This is a genomic window from Metabacillus indicus (assembly GCF_046603695.1).
GTDB classification, from domain to species: Bacteria; Bacillota; Bacilli; order Bacillales; family Bacillaceae; genus Bacillus_P; species Bacillus_P indicus.
In genome coordinates this window covers 1,011,282-1,028,415 of the sequence record NZ_CP176757.1, presented here as the reverse complement: position 1 = coordinate 1,028,415, position 17,134 = coordinate 1,011,282, and the positions used below count along the sequence as shown (strand labels likewise).

Below are 17,134 nucleotides of genomic sequence, written 5' to 3'. Positions count from 1 at the left end.
CAGGTGTGAAGCTCGATATTATCGGAGATATACACGGATGTTTTGATGAGTTTAAAAGCTTAACGGAAAAGCTCGGGTATGACTGGACCGGCGGAATTCCGCTGCACCCTGACAGGAAGCTTGCATTTGTCGGGGATCTTGCTGACAGGGGACCTAAGTCGCTTAAGGTTATTGAAACCGTTGTGGCTTTAATAGAGAATCAGGCAGCGTATTATGTGCCCGGCAATCACTGCAATAAACTGTACCGCTACATGCTCGGGAACAAAGTCCAGGTCGCCCACGGACTCGAAACTACCGCGGCCGAGCTTGAGTCCCTGGAAGAAGAAGAACGAAAACAAATCTATTCAAGCTTCATGAACCTTTACGAACAGGCTCCTCTCTATCAGGTGCTGGACGGCGGTGCACTTGTCATTGCCCACGCCGGGATCCGGGCAGATTACATAGGAAAAACGAACAAAAAGGTCAAGGAATTTGTTCTTTACGGAGATATAACAGGCCAAACAAACCCTGACGGCACTCCAGTCAGAAGAGACTGGGCAAAGCTGTACCGCGGAAAACCCTTTATCGTGTACGGACACACGCCTGTGCGCAAAGCCAGATTCGTCGGGAACACCGTCAACATCGACACCGGGGCAGTGTTCGGCGGAATGCTGACAGCCATCAGGTACCCGGAAAAAGAGACGGTGACTGTCCCCTCTTCCATGCCTTACGTCGAAACACGTTTCAGGGAGCTGGACGGGGCGGAGTGAGGGGGAGTTGAAGATCCATTTCAGCAATCCAGAATCTTATCAACTCACTAAATGCCTCTTTTTCTAGCAAGATCTTGACCATTTTCCAGTTGGTTTGCGCCCCAAAATTCAAGGATGCCATCTCCCACTATCAAAAAACCGCCATCACAATCGATGGCGGTCTTCTTTAAATTATATGCTTTTCAGCACTGCCTGCATATCTGCTGGAATCTCCGCTTCAAACGTCATTTCCTTCTCAAGTAGCGGATGAAAAAAGGAGAGTGCTCTGCTGTGCAGCGCCTGTCTCCGGATCAGGTCCCTGCTCCCTCCGTAGAGGCTGTCTCCGCAAAGCGGGTGCCCGACGTACGCCATATGCACCCTGATCTGATGAGTGCGGCCGGTTTCAAGCCGGAGAGTTACAAGGGTGTACTTTTCCGTTGAAGACAGCACCTGATAATGCGTAACGGCTTGCTGCCCGTCTTCCCGCACAGTCCGTTCGATGATGCTTTCCTCTTTGCGGCCGATTGGAGCATTAATGGTTCCATTCTCCTCTGTCAGAGCCCCTTCTACTAAAGCGGCATATGTCCGCTTAATGCTTCCCTGCTTTTGCATGGAAGAAAAGAGGGAATGGGCAAAGCGGTGCTTGGCGACAAGCATGAGTCCCGAAGTATCTTTATCCAGGCGGTTCACAGCATGAATGGTTGCAGCGATTCCGTTTTCACGGTAATAGTCCAGCAGGCCGTTTGCAAGGGTTCCGCCCGGGTGCTCTCTGGACGGAATGGTGGGTACAAACGGAGGTTTGTTGATAACAAGACACCATTCGTCTTCATACACAATATCAAGATTCATTTTTTCCGGAACGATGCCCGGGCTTGGCTCTTCAGGCGGAAACATCACCTTCAGGTCATCTCCGGCAGAAAGCGAGGCGCGGACGGTCGCATGGTCCCCGTTCAGCAGAATGCTTCCGCCTGCAAACTTGATATCCGTTAAGGCACGCTTTGAAATTTTTTTCTCTTTCAGATATTCTTTGATGGTTTTGCCTTCGTCTTCAGAAGGAACTGTCCATGATAATAAAAACGCGTCCACAGGCATGTCACTCCGTTATAAATGAATCGCGGACACGCTTCCAGAATGGAAACGGCCTGAACCGCGCAAATCTGATTTTTTCGTTTGCCACCCTGCACTGAATCGATTTTACATCTTTGTGGAGAAGAGTTAAGTGATCGATTGTAATTTGAAAATCCACATCGTTAACCGGCTTCAGCAGACATGTGTGATGGTCCGGCAGCACAAGCGGAGAGCCGACCGTTCTGAACACTCTGTTGTTGATGGAAGCCATTTCAGCCACCTGAATGGCAGGGATAGAGGGATGGAGGATGGCTCCACCAAGCGCTTTATTATAGGCTGTCGAGCCGGATGGCGTTGACATGCAGAGACCGTCTCCTCTGAACGTTTCAAAAAGCTGTCCTTTGATTTCTACATCCATAACAAGAGAGCCTTCTATGGCCTTCACTGTGCATTCATTGAGAGCAAGGTATCTTGCTTCGCGTCCGCCGTCATTATGTCTGATGATCACCTCAAGAAGCGGGTATTCCACAACCTGATAAGGCGTTTTGGCAATGGCGATCACAAGCTTTTCAATTTCATCAGGGACCCAGTCTGCATAGAACCCGAGATGTCCCGTATGCACCCCTACAAAAGCCGTTTTATCAAGTCTGCTTCGGTATCTGTGAAACGCATACAGGAGCGTTCCGTCTCCTCCTACAGAAATCACGATATCAGGCTTGTCCTCGTCATACTCAAGCTGAAAGTCCATCAAATAGGCCTTCATTTTATGCATCAATGTATTAGATACCGTGTCACCTTTAGATGTCACTGCAAATTTCATAGCAGCATGCCCCTTTTTTCATCATTTATCATTCTTGTCCGTTTTTCTTGAAAAAATGACTTGTGCATCCCGTATCTCCCCGCGGATCTTAGACATCTCTTCATCCAGCAGAAAGGCAGCCTCCGCAGAGCTTTTCAGCCTAATTTTAATATCCTCCGGAAAATTCCCGCTGTATTTGTAATTCAGGGAATGCTCAACAGTAGCCCAGAAGTTCATCGCAAGCGTCCGGATCTGAATCTCCACAAGGATGCTCTTCTCCCCTGAAACCGTCTGGACAGGATACTCAGCCACAACGTGATAGGAGCGGTATCCGCTTGCTTTTTTCTGTGTAATGTAATCCCGTTCTTCAATGATCTTAAAGTCGTTCCGCTTCCTGAGCATCTCCACTACAATTTTAATATCATCAACAAACTGGCACATCATGCGGATGCCTGCAATGTCCTGCATCTCGCGTTCCAGAGCGTCAAGCGGAATTTCTTTTCTCTTCGCTTTATCCAGAATGCTCGCGATTGGCTTCACCCTGCCTGTAACAAATTCAATTGGGGAATGCGTCCCTTCTAATTCATACTGAGATCTGGTTCCTCTCAGCTTTACTTTCAGCTCATCCACCGCCTGGCGGTACGGAGCTAAAAACACTTCCCAGTTTCTGCCGATCATAACCTTCCCCCTTTTGTAAAAAAACGAAGCTGCAGCATACACTGCTTGTGTTCTCTCTTTTTATGAAAATTCCTTATGTATCAATCTTCCAAACCGAATGTTTCTACTGCTTTTCTTTCCATTTCTTCCCCGTAGTTTGCATTCCCTTTTATGTTTTCAAGCAGGGCGGATAATTCATCATGAAGATCCTTAAGCTCAATCGTCAGACCATTTACCGCCAAATATGCCGGCATGCTGCTGTCGAGTGTTTCTTTAAGCTCCGGCCAAATCTTTGAAGGAAGATTAGCGTAGATGAATTCTTCTTGATGATCCAATATGTATATAAATGAAAGCTGATCCGAATCTGCAAGAACCTGGCCCATTGCTGCAAGTCCTGCAAGATCTGACTCTTCAAATGGCTGTGCCTGAAAAATCATCCGGTCATTATCGCGTACTGCCCCTGTTACTTCAATTCTCTGTTTCATAGCAATCTCCTTCCAAATCAATTCCACGTCTATTCTAACATATTCCCCCTTTACATGATAAACATTGAAAACCCGTTTTTTAATTGCGATAATGGAAGAAGATATTGTCAGACCGGAAAGGAACATCGTATATGACCCAGGAAATTGAAATTGAATTTAAAAACCTGCTTACAAAACAAGAATTCGACAAATTGACCGATTTTTTCGGCTTTACAAAAGATGCATTCAAATTACAGGAAAACCATTACTTTGACACCCCCGACTTTCAGCTGAAAGCAAGCGGGGCGGCCCTTCGCATCCGTTTTAAAAACGGAAGCTATGTGCTTACACTGAAAGAGCCTGCAGAAATCGGACTGCTTGAAACACACCAGCAGCTGAAAAAAGAAGAAGCAGAAGGGCTGCTGAATTCGAATGAACGGCTGAAAGAGGGAACGATTACTAGACAGCTCCAAAACCTCGGAGTCAATTCAGATGACTTGAGGTTTTTCGGCACGCTGTCCACCTCACGGGCTGAAAAAAATACGGATGAAGGCTTAATTGTGCTTGATCACAGCCGATATTTAAATAAAGAGGATTACGAAATTGAAGTTGAAGTGACACATGCGGAAGAGGGATTTCGTTCTTTTCAGAACCTGCTTGCCTCTCACCAGATTCCGGTTCGCAAAACCCCTAATAAAATCAAACGTTTTTACGACCAAAAACTTCTGACGGAAAACAAGTAAGGAGTATAAAGCAAATGGATATCACCCATCTCAAATCAGCCCTGCAGCTGCAGGCATTGCGGAGTCTTTCAGGAGAAGAAACAATGGCATCCCCCCTGTCCTCCCATAGTTATTTCAAGGATGTTTTTCAGTCTTTTATCAACGAAGACCAGAAAAACGATTCCGTTTCTGTCCGTACACCGATTGGACTGCCGGTCCAGCTGACTCAGCCGCTGCTTGCAGAATATGATCCGGTCGAAGTACAGACTGCTCCAAAACCGGTAAAGGATAATGCCCCCTCACACATTGACGGCATTATCTCTGAAATGGCAGCCAAATATGAAGTTGACGAGAAATTGATCCGTTCAGTCATCAGGCAGGAATCAAATTTCAATCCGGACGCGGTCAGTCATGCGGGGGCGGCAGGACTCATGCAGCTCATGCCGGCCACCGCCCGGTCACTTGGCGTGCACAACGCTTTTGACCCGGTTCAGAATGTGGAAGGCGGCACGAAATACCTGAAGCAAATGCTCACAAAATACAGCGGAAACGTATCGCTTGCTCTTGCCGCCTACAATGCAGGACCGGGAAATGTGGATAAATACGGCGGAATTCCCCCTTTTAAAGAAACACGCAGCTACGTGCAGAAAATTACAGATGCCTATTACGCCTGATAGAGAGCTGATTCTAATGAATCGGCTTTTTTTAATGCCATTACATGACAGGAAAGCCTAGAAAAATCCCTGTCGCCTAAAAGCATAATTCCTTATATAATGAGAAAGAACTAAAGACATTCAGAGCAGTTTGTTTGAGCAATGGCAAGCCAGTTGTTACAATAAGCTTATTACGAAATAAAGGAGATCACTGGAATGGCTGATCAATTTGCAACACCGTACGAGGCGATCGGAGCAGATGCACTTTCGCAGCTGGTTGATGCCTTTTACCTAAGAGTGCATAAGCATCCTCTGCTCTCTCCGATTTTTCCGGATGATTTATCGGAAACAGCCAGAAAACAAAAACAATTTTTAACGCAATACTTGGGCGGACCGTCTTTATATACAGAAGAACACGGACATCCCATGCTTCGCGCCAGGCATTTGCCATTTGAAATAACGCCTGAGAGAGCACGCGCGTGGCTGTCCTGCATGGAAGAAGCAATGGATGAACTGGATCTGGATGAACGATTTCAAGCATGGTTTTTTGAACGGCTGGAGCTTACAGCCAGGCATATGGTGAACACACCTGACACAGAACGGCACGAGAAAGGGATACACCAATGATGATAAGCCACAGAGAGAATACGGCACCTTTTTTCTCTCACTGCCAGGGAAACTCAAAAAAACCGCTTGAAATATACATGTTTATCGATCCTTTATGTCCTGAATGCTGGGCTCTTGAGCCGATCATTAAAAAACTCCAGATTGAATACGGACGTTTTTTCACTTTAAAACATATTATCAGCGGCCGTATCAACACGCTCAATCAATTTAAAAAGAAAACACCCGCCAATCAGTCAAAAGCATGGGAAAAAACGGCCAGTCTTACCGGCATGTCCTGCGACGGCATCCTTAAGTCAGAAAGCAGCATCTCAGCGCCTTTTGCAGCATCCCTTGCGGTTAAGGCTGCTGAGCTTCAGGGAAGAAAAGCCGGAATCAAATATTTGCGGAAGCTTCAGGAAGTTCTCTTTCTGGAAACGAGAAACATCTCAGATGAAAAGGTTCTTCTTGAGATTGCAAAAGAAGTAGGACTTGATGAGGATGAATTTGTAAGAGACCTTCACTCGCCAAGCGCCGCGAAAGCACTTCAATGCGATTTGAAGATTTCTGCCGAGATGGAGGTTCAGGAGAATCCAACTCTTACGTTCTTCAATCAGAATGTGGATGAAGAAGGGCTGAAGATTAGCGGGATCTATCCTTACGAAATGTATGTAGGCATCCTGTCCGAAATGATTGGAGACCTGCCGAAGAAATCTGTCGCTCCCCCGCTTGAAATTTTCCTGAGCTATTACCGTTTTGTAGCCACAGCCGAAATTGCCGCTGTCTACAATATGACTCACGAAGATGCAGAGAGGGAAATGAAAAAGTACATGCTTGCTCAAAAAGCAGAACGTGTCCCGCTCAAACACGGCACTTTCTGGAGATATATCGGATGAACGGACCCTGTACTCATGTACGGGTCTTTTTTCTTATTCCCTTTGTACACCTATAAAAAACCAGATGATGTGCATATCAAAAAAAGAGTTCTGCATTATGCTGAACTCTCAAATAGAAAACGCTTACAAACTATAAATTAAAAAGACTCCGCACGGGTAATACGGAGTCTTCTGTATGTCTTAACGACAACAAAGGGGATGGGAGAAATTTTTCACGGTCAAACAAAGGGGTAAATGTTTGTTTGTGATTAATTTCACATCTATAATATATCAGATTCTGTCGACTTATGACAACCCATTGATCTTCATTTCACAAATTTGTCACAAACATAAAAATGCCCGGCACTTCATAGTTTTTTAAAAAGGACAATCCGGGAGGAGATTATGAATAACCGCATTCCCCTGCTTATCAGCATTGTCATCCTGCTTATCAGCTTTTTCCTGAACGTTCTTGGACTGATGGAAATGTTTCCTCTGCTGATTTCTTCGCCTCTTTTGTTTATTTCAATCTTCGTGACTTTGTACTTTGTTAATCACCGGAATACGTTTAAAGGGTTTTAGACGAAAGCAGAAAACCTGCAGCCATGAACGCTGCAGGTTTTTCTTTTATTCAGACAGAAGCTGTTCCATTTCGTTCAGTTTCTCTTCAAACACCTTCAGCGCCTCTTCAATCGGCTCTTTGGAAGTCATGTCTACGCCGGCTTTTTTGAGAACTTCAATCGGGTAGTCAGAGCTTCCTGATTTAAGGAACTCAATGTATCGTTTAACAGCTGGCTCTCCTTCTTCAAGGATCTGTTTGCTGAGCGCCGTAGCTGCACTGAAGCCTGTTGCATATTGATAGACATAGTAGTTGTAGTAGAAATGAGGTATTCTTGCCCACTCAAGACCGATTTCTTCATCGACAGTCAAATGTTCGCCGAAGTATTTTTTATTCAGATCATAGTACAGTTCAGTCAGAAGATCCGGAGTCAGTGGCTCTCCGTCCTGTGCTTTTTTATGAATGGCATGCTCATATTCCGCAAACATCGTCTGGCGGAAGACCGTGCCTCTGAATCCTTCAAGGTAATGATTTAAAAGATACAGCTGTTTCTTTTTATCATCGATTGTTTTCAGCAGGTAATCATTCAATAGTGCTTCGTTGCAGGTAGATGCGACCTCTGCGACAAAGATTGAATAGTGCCCGTACTGATAAGGCTGTGAATTGCGAGTGTAATAGCTGTGCACAGAGTGCCCGAATTCATGTGCTAGTGTAAAGAGATTATTTACGTTATCCTGCCAGTTCATGAGGATGTAAGGATTTGTTCCATATGTGCCTGATGAATAGGCGCCGCTTCGTTTTCCTTTGTTTTCATGAACATCGACCCAGCGGTTTTCAAACCCTTCGTTTAAAATGGCGATGTACTCATCTCCAAGAGGAGCAAGACCTTTTAGCAAGTAATCCTTTGCTTCTGCATACGGCACCTTCATCTTCACGTCTTTTACAAGCGGTGTGAACAGATCATACATGTGAAGCTCTTGGAGTCCCAGCACTTTTTTGCGGAGTTCAATGTACTTGTGCAGCAGGTGCAGGTTGTCATTCACTGTTTTCACAAGGTTTTCGTATACTTCTTCCGGAATGTTGTTGTTGCTGAGTGCCGCTTCCCGTGCAGAAGAATAGTTTCTTACTGTTGCGTAGAAATTATCTTTTTTAACGGCTCCGCTTAACGTGCTTGCGAATGTATTCTTGTATTTGTCATACGTGCCGTATACAGCTTTGAATGCGTCTTCTCTTACCCTGCGGTCTTCGCTTTCAAGAAAGCGGATATAGCGGCCGTGGGTAACTTCCACTTCTTCGCCGTCTTCATCCTTGATGGATGGAAATTCAAGATCTGCGTTGTTCAGCATGCCGAATGTATTGCTTGAAGAACTGAGAACATCCGATGCCTGTGCAAGCATGGCTTCCTGCTCGGCTGAAAGAACGTGCGGGCGCTGGCGGTTAATTTCATCCAGAGTATGTCCGTACACCTTCAGCTCTTCTTTTTCCTGAAGGAAATCTTTGATCTTCGCTTCATCCATTTCAAGGATTTCCGGAATCATGTAGGATGACACGCTGCTTGCCTGCGTATAAAGGTTTGCGGCGCGGTCGTTCAGCCCCTGATAGTGGGAGTTCCCTGTATCCTGGTCGTATCTCATATGCGCGTATGTATAAAGCTTGCCAAGTCTCTCCATTACTGAATCCTGATACGTCAAGGCCTCAAGAAACGCATCTGAAGAATCTCCAAGCTTTCCTTTATATTCTTCCATTTTCGGCAGGGCTGCTTTTACCTCTTTAAATTCCGCTTCCCATGCCTCGTCGTTTTTAAAAATATCTTCCAGTCTCCACGTATCTTCTGCAGCAATTTCAGACCGTTTCGGCAGCGTTTTTGCAGCTGTTTGTTCTGTCATGGAAATATCCCCCTTTTAAACATGATTACTCCAATAATATTCTATATTTTCTATCAAATCAATTGAAGAGTCTTGCTATTTTCACTCTATATCAGACATTTCCCGACGGGGTCCGTCATTTTCTTCCCCGTGTTTCTGCATCGATTTTGCCAGGATGTACGCAATGGCTCCCGTGCTTGCTGCTGTTACGGTAAAATCAAATAAAGTCGCTTTCTTTTTCTTCTTATAAAACATACTCATTCCTCCATTTTTCTGTTTGTCCTTAGGTTGCTGCATCTGACCCCTGTTCATACTTTTCCAGCTATCTTTTGCTTAAAAGCTCATTGTCTCTTTTCAAAAGCTCCTCCTGATTATGACTCCATTTAAGATCTGCCGTTTTTCTATAAGAATACTTGTTTTCCTTCGCGATCAGTCCTGTATGAGTCAGTGCTTCCAGGTAAGCCCGGACAGGAGCTCCGATTGATACGTGCTTCATATGTGTGATATCACGTCTTACAATATGGCGGTCACGCTTCATTTCATTTACCGCATCTTCCAGGCGAAAAACCGAATGTCCAGATAAAGAGTCTATAAAAAGCAGGATTTTTGTTTGCCAAACATAAACAGCAGTATGAAAAAGATATCCAGTCGCTACAGGAATGAAGGCTTCGGAAGGAAGACATGAAAGCGGAATTTGCTTTTTTTCATAGAGAGTTTGCTGAAGGGATTTTAAATCTCCTGATAAGTGGATGTGCGGTTTAAGCCGGTGCATTTTGATGAGGTTAAGCCACTGGATCCAATTTTTTGATGAAGGCACTGCCTGCGGAGTTACATCACGGAGGGTGATGTGACGGATGGGTTTGACTGCGGTAATGGATGTGAACACTTGCTTGGAAAATGGGATGAGATGCTCGATGAGAAGAAAAGCCTGAAGGGATGAACAATAGGTCAGGAGATGCGGGGGAGCCAGAATATCAGGACCCTGTTTTGCAAACAGCCATTGAAAAGGGGAAATGCGAAAGGTGGTGCTGCTTAATCTTACCGTGTTTTTTGCTCCAAGGATCCAGAGCGGTTCAATGTTTACCTGCTTATACTGCGAAGTTCGTTTGTAAAACTGGACAGCAGGTATGGATGAACACTGAAATTCAACGGCAATCTTCCTTTGGCCTGTGTCTGCGTAAACATCCGGCCTCTGCATAATCTCAGGAAAATAGCGTTCCATTTCTGTTTGGACCAGGTTTTGGCTTTTCAGCCATCGGTACAGCTGGATCTTTCCGTTCAGGTGATAGTCTGATTCAGGTTCGTGGTCAATGAGGCAGGATTTCAGTTTCTGATGGGCAAAATGAGGAATTACAATGCTTCCCGCTTTCAGGTCAAGGGGATGGTCACACACGGGACAGTAATGCTTTTTTTCGCGCATGCGGTGGAGATCTGAATGATCGTGCCTTATCGAGGTCAGATTGATCAGCCTGCCATCAGCATCTTTAGCTATAAGCATGATTATCTATCAGCTCCTATTTAGAATTCTTTTCCATTATACAATAAACAGGAAAAAGAAAGCACAAAAAAGACACACCTCTTCAGGTATGCCCTACAGCAATGGCGAAAGCAGCCTTGACATAGATTCAAACAATTTCTGTTTGAACGGCCGGTTTTCAAACTCATCCAAAATAATCTCATGAGAGTCTAAAATATCTTTTTCATAATCATTCACAAGCTTCTGTGTGCTTCTTGTTCTGTACAGAAAAGCGTTGACTTCGAAATTAAGGTGGAAGCTTCTCATATCCATATTTGCTGTTCCGATTGAGGCAAGCTCATAATCGACGATGACTATTTTACTGTGCATGAAGCCTTCCTTATATTCGTAGATCTTCACCCCTGCTTCAAGCAGTTCAAGGAAATACGATCTTGACGCATAAAAGACAATTTTTTTGTCGGGACGGCGAGGTACCAGGAGTCTGACATCCACACCGCTCAAGGCTGCTACCTTAAGCGCAGAAAGAATATCCTCATCCGGAACAAAATAAGGAGATGCAATCCAAATGGAATCCTTGGCCGATGTAATCATGGAGAAGAACAGATTTTTGATGACTTCCCATTTATTATCGGGCCCTCCTGCAATAATCTGAACTCCGCCTTCATGTTCTTCCAGCTGCACAGAAGGTGTCATATACTCCTTCTTCACAAGGTTTTCCCCGGTCATATAGTACCAGTCCTGCAGAAAAATCATTTGAAGAGTACGGACGGCTTCACCCCGCACCATTAAGTGCGTATCCCTCCAGAAGCCAAAGTACGCATCTTTCCCCAAGTATTCATCTCCGACATTCAGCCCGCCGACAAACCCTGCGGTTCCGTCTATAACGATGATTTTTCTGTGGTTGCGGAAGTTTACTTTATTATTTAAAAACGGCATTCTAACAGGCAAAAAAGAGACGACATCAATGCCCGCTGCCTGCATTTCTTTTATGTAGGATTTAGACAGCTTCCAGCTGCCGACTGAATCATATAAGAAGCGAACTTCAACACCCTGCTTCGCTTTTTTGATCAGGAGATCTTTAAGCTTGCAGCCTACTTCATCGTGTCTGACAATATAGTATTCCAAGTGAACATGATGCTCGGCTTTTTCAATTTCGCTGAAGATATGGTCGAACGTTTCTTTCCCGTTCGTTAATGTTTTTGACCTTGTTGCAAATGAAATCGGTGTATGGCCGAGCCTGTGGGCCAGATTGAAAAGCATTTGCTGGTGGTCTCCCATTAAGTCGATCTTATCTTCATAAGAACGCTGATTTCCTTCAATTTCAAACATGATTTTTTCATCAACAAGCGCCTTTCTGTCAAACAGTTTCCGCTTCCTTACATTCCTTCCGAACACAAGGTAGAACAGAAAACCAATCAGCGGAAAGCTTCCGAGGACAACGAGCCATGTGATCGTCTGTGATGGCTTGCGGTTTTCCAGGAAGATGACAAATCCGATGAAGATAATGGAAAATGTAAACAAAACGGTCACAGCCGTCAGAAGCCATTCGCTTGAAATACTGCCTGTCACGTTTTGAAGAAGGTAAATGCTGACTCCTATTAATGCTGTAAATAAAAAGACACGGACTGTATTCTTCATGTCATTCCCCTGACTCTATAAAGATGATGGCAGCTGCCTGCTAAAAAAAAACCGACTTCAATCAGAATGAAATCGGCTTTTAAATCTTCAGCTGAAGTGCTGCTTAATAACACTCAATGCGTCCTCGGCAATAATTTGTTTCCCGTATTCGGCAACGCGGTGAATCGTCATGCGTGATTCTTGTCCATACTCGAGTATAACACTGAGCATATTTTCAATGTCTTCGTCTGAATGCTCATCATTGAATTCCACAAAGAGGTAATACCGGTTCTCCATGGAATAAAGCGCGTTTGTAAACCCGCTGAGCTGTACTTTCGACAAGGAAATAAGGTGTTCAAAATCATTGAACTTCACAAGGAACTCAAGCTGCTGTTCCTCCTCCTCCTGCGACTCTGATTTTTCATCAAGGTCATCGCTGAAATGATGATCGAGGATGGATTCAATATTTTCATCAACAGGAAGTTCTTTTACTTTATCTTCAGACAGGGGAAGCTCAATTTTCTGGCCGTCTTTTGAAAGCTGGGCTCTTGTCACGATCACCTCAAGCCCTTTGTCGAGCGCCTGGACCTGAATCCAGAGCGGTCCTTCGACCATAAAATCTTCTTCGTCATGCACTTCGTCCATCATTTCCCAAAAAAGCTCTTCGCTTCTTTCGCGGTTGTACCAGATTTCATCTCTGTCAAAACCGCGCTCTTCTATATCAAGATATGAAATATAAAACTTTACGGTATATTCATTAATACGTTCTATCTCCATCTTTACAACCTTCCCTTCTTTATATGATGTTGAAGGGACAACTAAACCCCTAAATAAGTTGCACTTTTTTACACTTTACCCAAATCAGCACCTATTTAATCGTCAGCGCAGCGCTTCGCAGGCGTTTAAAACTTGTCTTGAAAATGAGACTTGCCTTTCAAGCTTCTTGTAATCCTATTTTATGATAAAACTGCTCTGAATGAAATAAAAAAACCTCAGGATTTACAAAAACAGTTATTTGCCCAGAAGGATAAGCTCATAATTCATCTTTTCGTTCATATACTTGGTACGAGCAGTCTAATACACAGAAAGAGGTACTTGAATGGAACAGGAATTTCTCATGTCTTTAGTTATGATTATCGGCATTGATCTTCTGCTCGGCGGGGACAATGCGATTGTCATTGCAATGGCCAGCCGCAACCTTCCGCCAAAGCAGAGGAAAAAAGCTGTGGTGCTCGGGACGGTTTTTGCCATTGTCGTCCGGATTCTGCTTACAACAGTCGCGGTCTATTTGTTTCAGATTCCATTCGTACAGCTGATCGGCGGGATTCTTCTTCTCTACATCGCCTATCATCTTATTGTCGGGTCAGAAGAAAAGGAAGGAGAAATTAAAAGCCACCAGTCTCTGAGAAAAGCTGTACAGACGATTGTGGCGGCGGATATGCTGATGGGCATGGACAATGTCATTGCCGTTGCAGGTGCTGCAGGGGGAAAAACGGTACTGGTCGTCATCGGGCTCTTAATCTCCATTCCTATTATGATCTGGGGAAGCAATTTGATTTTAAAGCTTTTGGACAAATATCCCGCTCTCGTCTACATCGGGGGAGGCATGCTTGCCTATACGGCCGGCAAAATGATTATTCATGAGCATAAGCTTGCTCCAATCTTCCATACCCACCCAAGCATGGGTACGCTGCTTCCGTACTTGCTGATTCTCTTCCTGACAGCAGCGGGCTTTATCTATCAGCGCATGGAAAAAAAAGAAAACCTTCCTTAAATGATAAGGAAGGTTTTCTGTCAGTTAATTAACTAAACGCTGTGCTTCACGCAGCTGGTATGTGCGTACTTTTCTTGGAAGGAATCGTCTGATTTCATCTTCATTGTATCCGACCTGCAGACGCTTTTCATCAATAATGATCGGGCGTCTCAAAAGTCCCGGATGCTCCTGGATCAAATCATACAGATCTTGAAGAGGCATCGTTTCAACGTTCACGTTCAATTTCTGGAAAATCTTAGAGCGCGTTGAAATGATTTCGTCCGTTCCATCCTCTGTCATGCGCAGAATTTCTTTGATTTCGTCTACTGACAAAGGCTCTGAGAAAATGTTGCGCTCTGTATAAGGAATTTCATGTTCTTCCAACCATGCTTTAGCTTTACGACAAGAAGTACAGCTTGGTGATGTATATAACGTTACCATAAACCTTTCACTCCTTTATGTGTAAATGAGCATACTGCTATATAAGTAAGATGAATTGTATTTAGATTGAAATTACTTTAAATAAGTAATATCTATAAAGGATTATACTATAGAAAAGTAAGTAAGTATACACTTTTTAAATACAAATGTTTGACAAAACAGTTACAATTCCGTAAAGTGACGGGAAAACTCTCTTTACACTCGCCAATTCCTGCGTTCTGCAGGTTTTGTCATTCGCAAGTGGACAGCCGGATTCTCAATTAATTCAGATCCTCAAAAATGTCTTTTGAATCATCACGGTCGTTAATCGACAGGACATCCTGAACATCCTGATATTTTTTCCCGTAGAATTCTTTATCTTTGTAAGTATGAATAAGCAAATACGTCTTTTTCATCGCTTCATAGATTTTCTCTTCGGTTGCATCATCAGGTGACCAGTACAGAATTTCCATTGGATTGACTTCATTCGTGGCGAGGGATTTTCTTCTGTATCCAATCGCTTTTGCATGCTGAAAGCCTTCTCTCTGGTAAAATTTCAGCCGCTTGCCTGTATCAAGTACATCTTCATCCACAGGTTCCACCTCTAAAAGTATTGGTTTTCCAAGTTCTTTCAGTTTGGCAATCAGCTTATGGCCAAGTCCCTGGCCTCTAGCTGTCTTGGCAACAAATAAGTAATCAATGAAGATAAAATCATCAAGCTCGGCATACATGAGAACGTGATGCTCTCCTTCATCTTTATGGTAAATATCACCCCGCTCTTTCAGAAGAGTTTCCATATGTTCTTTTGATTTCATTTCCTCAACAGGAAAGTACTGATTAAGCTTCTCATACCAGTTCATTGACCCGCTCCTTGCTGTTCATTAACGTTCGTTTCTCTCTAAATTAGATATACCCTCTTTCCTTAGTGTTAAACATGAGCTACTATAAAAATATAGTAAATAATGGGATGGTGATGGATTTGGCTGAATATGCAATGGATTTTCTGATTGTTGCAGCACTCGTTATCGGAATTACCGCCTTTATGGGAGTCATGGCGAACGGAATTGGGGAAACCATCTTTGCCGGTAAAAAGAAGAATGAAAACGTGGATCACACCCTGAAAACACAGGCCGGCTGGAGAAAAGTCGGGGGACGGAAGAAATAGATAAAGGGATTGAAAGTCGGATTGGAACACTTTCTCGGTTCAATGGACGAGTGAAAGTGTTGCTTCAGGCGGATTAGAACACTTTCTCGGGTCAGTGGATGAGTGAAAGTGTTGCTTCAAGCGGAATAGAACACTTTCTCGGTTCGATGGACGAGGGATAGTGCTGCTTCAGGCGGATTAGAACACTAACTCGGTTCGATGGACGAGGGATAGTGCTGCTATAGGCAGAATAGACGACCAGTCAATAACTGGGTGCATTTGGCTCTTCTTTTGTGGCGTCATTCGCTGCAGTGCCGGAGCTAGTCTTTTAACGCCAAAAAACCGAACTGGCTATTTCCCTAGTTCGGTTTTTTCATGACTAAAACAGTTACGATCCTGCCTCTTTTTTACGGGGTATAATCAACGCCCTTTGTATAATTGTTCCCGGCGTTCCATAAGAGATATTCATTGATTCCCTGATCCTGAAGCGCCCTGATCTGGGCTTCTACATCTTCTTTTCCGTACTTTTTATAATTGCCGGAGCCAAGCCAAGAGGCGGTGAAGTCCTGAAGCCATGGTCTTGAGACCGGACTGTTTTTCAGCTCTGCCAGTTTTATCTTTTCAAGCTTTGCATATTCTGTAATCAGCTCATATGGTTTAAGATCGGGCTTTTCTATGCCGAAATAGGACGTCCAGTGGCTCGGATAAATCATAGAGGAGATGACATCTACATGGCTTGAAATTTTTGAGAAGTTCTGACCGATGCCCGGTGCTTCCGGAAGGGTTGCTGTGTATCCGAAGATATCAACAGAAACCTTTACGCCGTACGGCTTCAATTTTTCCTTTGCATACGCTACAAAGTCCGTAACCGCTGTTACCCTTTTTTGAACATTATCCTGCTTTAACTGGCCATATTCGCCCTGGCTGTAGGTAAGGGCTGCATCTTTGTTTTCAAATCCTTCCGGAAAACGTACATAGTCAAACTGTATTTCCTGGAATCCTAGTTTAGCTGCCTCAATGGCGATGTTTACATTATAGTCCCATACTTCCTTCATAAAAGGATTAACAAATGATTCACCCCTGCCATTTTTCCATACGCTGCTGCCGTCCTGAAATGACCATTCAGGTTTCTGCTGAGCTAGAACTGAGTCCTTAAATACAACGACTCTTGCAATCGGATAGATGTTCTTTTTTTGAAGCTGTCCAAGCATAGCAACCGGATCTTTTATGTACTGTTTACTGATCCCGTAGTAGGGCGACGTTTTTTCAGGCATGTAGGTCAGATTCCCAAAATCATCTTTTACATCGATAACCATAGCGTTTAAATCGGTTTGATCAATCAGGTTTATGAGCTGGCTGAACTTGCTGCCGCCTGCTGAATGGCCTGTCACATAGATCCCTCTGATTGCATCAGGGTATTGAAACACGAGACCTGAATCAAACAGAAAACGGGGCATGTCTTCAGGAAGCTCTTTCAGCTGATGAACAATTTCTTTAGATTCATGAACGGATGCGGTTAAAACGGGTTCCGCTTGCGCTTGATGTCCCCCTGCTAATACAGGTATGAACGCAAGCAAAGCGGCAGGCAAAACCTTCTTATAAAAAGCCATGTTACCACCCCTCTTTGGCTAGTTTCTTCTTATTATAAATGACATGTATGGAGGTTCATACATGTAATGAGACTTATTTTTACAAATTCCAACAGGATTTGCTAATTTTTATACACGATT

The 17,134-nt window shown here is 44.0% G+C and carries 20 protein-coding genes; 8 read left to right on the top strand and 12 right to left on the bottom strand.

Features of this window, described 5'->3' with window-relative positions; translation table 11 throughout:
* Window positions 1-5 precede the first annotated feature (5 nt).
* Window positions 6-749, top strand: coding sequence for a bis(5'-nucleosyl)-tetraphosphatase PrpE (gene prpE, locus ACK1LH_RS05145; protein ID WP_320155253.1), 744 nt, complete (start codon window positions 6-8; stop codon window positions 747-749).
* Between the two features lie 171 nt (window positions 750-920).
* On the opposite strand, the gene ACK1LH_RS05140 is transcribed toward prpE, so the two are convergent.
* The 4 genes from ACK1LH_RS05140 to ACK1LH_RS05125 all read right to left on the bottom strand — a co-directional run bounded on the left by ACK1LH_RS05140 (window position 921) and on the right by ACK1LH_RS05125 (window position 3,737).
* On the bottom strand, window positions 921-1,814 hold the full coding sequence (locus ACK1LH_RS05140; protein ID WP_411334641.1) for an RluA family pseudouridine synthase: 894 nt from the start codon (window positions 1,812-1,814) through the stop codon (window positions 921-923).
* Between the two features lie 7 nt (window positions 1,815-1,821).
* Complete coding sequence (locus ACK1LH_RS05135) at window positions 1,822-2,616, bottom strand: NAD kinase (protein WP_029282577.1); 795 nt, start codon at window positions 2,614-2,616, stop codon at window positions 1,822-1,824.
* 21 nt (window positions 2,617-2,637) lie between these two features.
* Complete coding sequence (locus tag ACK1LH_RS05130; protein WP_152554693.1) at window positions 2,638-3,273, bottom strand: GTP pyrophosphokinase family protein; 636 nt, start codon at window positions 3,271-3,273, stop codon at window positions 2,638-2,640.
* An 80-nt stretch (window positions 3,274-3,353) separates the two neighbouring features.
* Entirely contained in the window at window positions 3,354-3,737 is a 384-nt protein-coding gene (locus tag ACK1LH_RS05125) for a hypothetical protein (protein WP_411334640.1), read from the bottom strand.
* 131 nt (window positions 3,738-3,868) lie between these two features.
* Here ACK1LH_RS05125 and ACK1LH_RS05120 point away from each other — a divergent pair, with 131 nt between their 5' ends.
* From ACK1LH_RS05120 to ACK1LH_RS05100, 5 genes are all read left to right on the top strand, one after another.
* The gene (locus ACK1LH_RS05120; protein ID WP_342824971.1) at window positions 3,869-4,459 is read left to right on the top strand and encodes a CYTH domain-containing protein; all 591 of its coding nucleotides are present in this window, start codon (window positions 3,869-3,871) and stop codon (window positions 4,457-4,459) included.
* Window positions 4,460-4,473: 14 nt separating this feature from the next.
* Complete coding sequence (locus tag ACK1LH_RS05115; RefSeq protein ID WP_411334639.1) at window positions 4,474-5,112, top strand: lytic transglycosylase domain-containing protein; 639 nt, start codon at window positions 4,474-4,476, stop codon at window positions 5,110-5,112.
* 195 nt (window positions 5,113-5,307) lie between these two features.
* Window positions 5,308-5,718 (top strand): hypothetical protein, encoded by a 411-nt coding sequence (locus ACK1LH_RS05110; protein WP_029282583.1) that lies wholly within the window; start codon window positions 5,308-5,310, stop codon window positions 5,716-5,718.
* On the top strand, window positions 5,715-6,590 hold the full coding sequence (locus tag ACK1LH_RS05105) for a ClpXP adapter SpxH family protein (RefSeq protein ID WP_029282585.1): 876 nt from the start codon (window positions 5,715-5,717) through the stop codon (window positions 6,588-6,590). Before ACK1LH_RS05110 ends, ACK1LH_RS05105 begins: the two co-directional genes overlap by 4 nt.
* Before the next feature lie 384 nt (window positions 6,591-6,974).
* On the top strand, window positions 6,975-7,151 hold the full coding sequence (locus ACK1LH_RS05100) for a hypothetical protein (RefSeq protein WP_029565143.1): 177 nt from the start codon (window positions 6,975-6,977) through the stop codon (window positions 7,149-7,151).
* Window positions 7,152-7,196: 45 nt separating this feature from the next.
* Here the strand turns inward: ACK1LH_RS05100 and pepF are convergent, their stop codons facing one another.
* The 5 genes from pepF to mecA all read right to left on the bottom strand — a co-directional run bounded on the left by pepF (window position 7,197) and on the right by mecA (window position 12,864).
* Window positions 7,197-9,014, bottom strand: a complete 1,818-nt coding sequence (pepF, locus tag ACK1LH_RS05095) for an oligoendopeptidase F (RefSeq protein WP_411334638.1) — start codon at window positions 9,012-9,014, stop codon at window positions 7,197-7,199.
* An 81-nt stretch (window positions 9,015-9,095) separates the two neighbouring features.
* Complete coding sequence (locus tag ACK1LH_RS05090; RefSeq protein ID WP_161781186.1) at window positions 9,096-9,248, bottom strand: hypothetical protein; 153 nt, start codon at window positions 9,246-9,248, stop codon at window positions 9,096-9,098.
* Window positions 9,249-9,315: 67 nt separating this feature from the next.
* Entirely contained in the window at window positions 9,316-10,491 is a 1,176-nt protein-coding gene (locus ACK1LH_RS05085; RefSeq protein WP_411334637.1) for a competence protein CoiA, read from the bottom strand.
* A gap of 93 nt (window positions 10,492-10,584) precedes the next feature.
* Entirely contained in the window at window positions 10,585-12,108 is a 1,524-nt protein-coding gene (cls, locus tag ACK1LH_RS05080) for a cardiolipin synthase (protein WP_029565139.1), read from the bottom strand.
* Between the two features lie 87 nt (window positions 12,109-12,195).
* Window positions 12,196-12,864: an adaptor protein MecA gene (gene mecA, locus ACK1LH_RS05075; protein WP_029565138.1), complete on the bottom strand. Its 669-nt coding sequence runs from the start codon at window positions 12,862-12,864 to the stop codon at window positions 12,196-12,198.
* Window positions 12,865-13,186: 322 nt separating this feature from the next.
* Between mecA and ACK1LH_RS05070 the strand changes: the two genes are divergently transcribed.
* Window positions 13,187-13,861, top strand: coding sequence for a TerC family protein (locus ACK1LH_RS05070; RefSeq protein WP_029282607.1), 675 nt, complete (start codon window positions 13,187-13,189; stop codon window positions 13,859-13,861).
* Between the two features lie 24 nt (window positions 13,862-13,885).
* Here the strand turns inward: ACK1LH_RS05070 and spxA are convergent, their stop codons facing one another.
* Both spxA and ACK1LH_RS05060 read right to left on the bottom strand, forming a co-directional pair.
* Window positions 13,886-14,281 (bottom strand): transcriptional regulator SpxA, encoded by a 396-nt coding sequence (spxA, locus tag ACK1LH_RS05065; protein ID WP_029282609.1) that lies wholly within the window; start codon window positions 14,279-14,281, stop codon window positions 13,886-13,888.
* A 260-nt stretch (window positions 14,282-14,541) separates the two neighbouring features.
* Window positions 14,542-15,120 (bottom strand): GNAT family N-acetyltransferase, encoded by a 579-nt coding sequence (locus tag ACK1LH_RS05060; RefSeq protein ID WP_029282611.1) that lies wholly within the window; start codon window positions 15,118-15,120, stop codon window positions 14,542-14,544.
* Between the two features lie 119 nt (window positions 15,121-15,239).
* On the opposite strand from ACK1LH_RS05060, the gene ACK1LH_RS05055 reads away from it, so the two are divergent.
* Window positions 15,240-15,425 (top strand): hypothetical protein, encoded by a 186-nt coding sequence (locus tag ACK1LH_RS05055; RefSeq protein ID WP_174435436.1) that lies wholly within the window; start codon window positions 15,240-15,242, stop codon window positions 15,423-15,425.
* Window positions 15,426-15,811: 386 nt separating this feature from the next.
* On the opposite strand, the gene ACK1LH_RS05050 is transcribed toward ACK1LH_RS05055, so the two are convergent.
* Window positions 15,812-17,014 carry a putative glycoside hydrolase gene (locus tag ACK1LH_RS05050; protein WP_411334636.1) on the bottom strand — a complete coding sequence of 401 codons (1,203 nt, stop codon included), beginning with the start codon at window positions 17,012-17,014 and terminating at the stop codon, window positions 15,812-15,814.
* Between the last annotated feature and the right edge of the window lie 120 nt (window positions 17,015-17,134).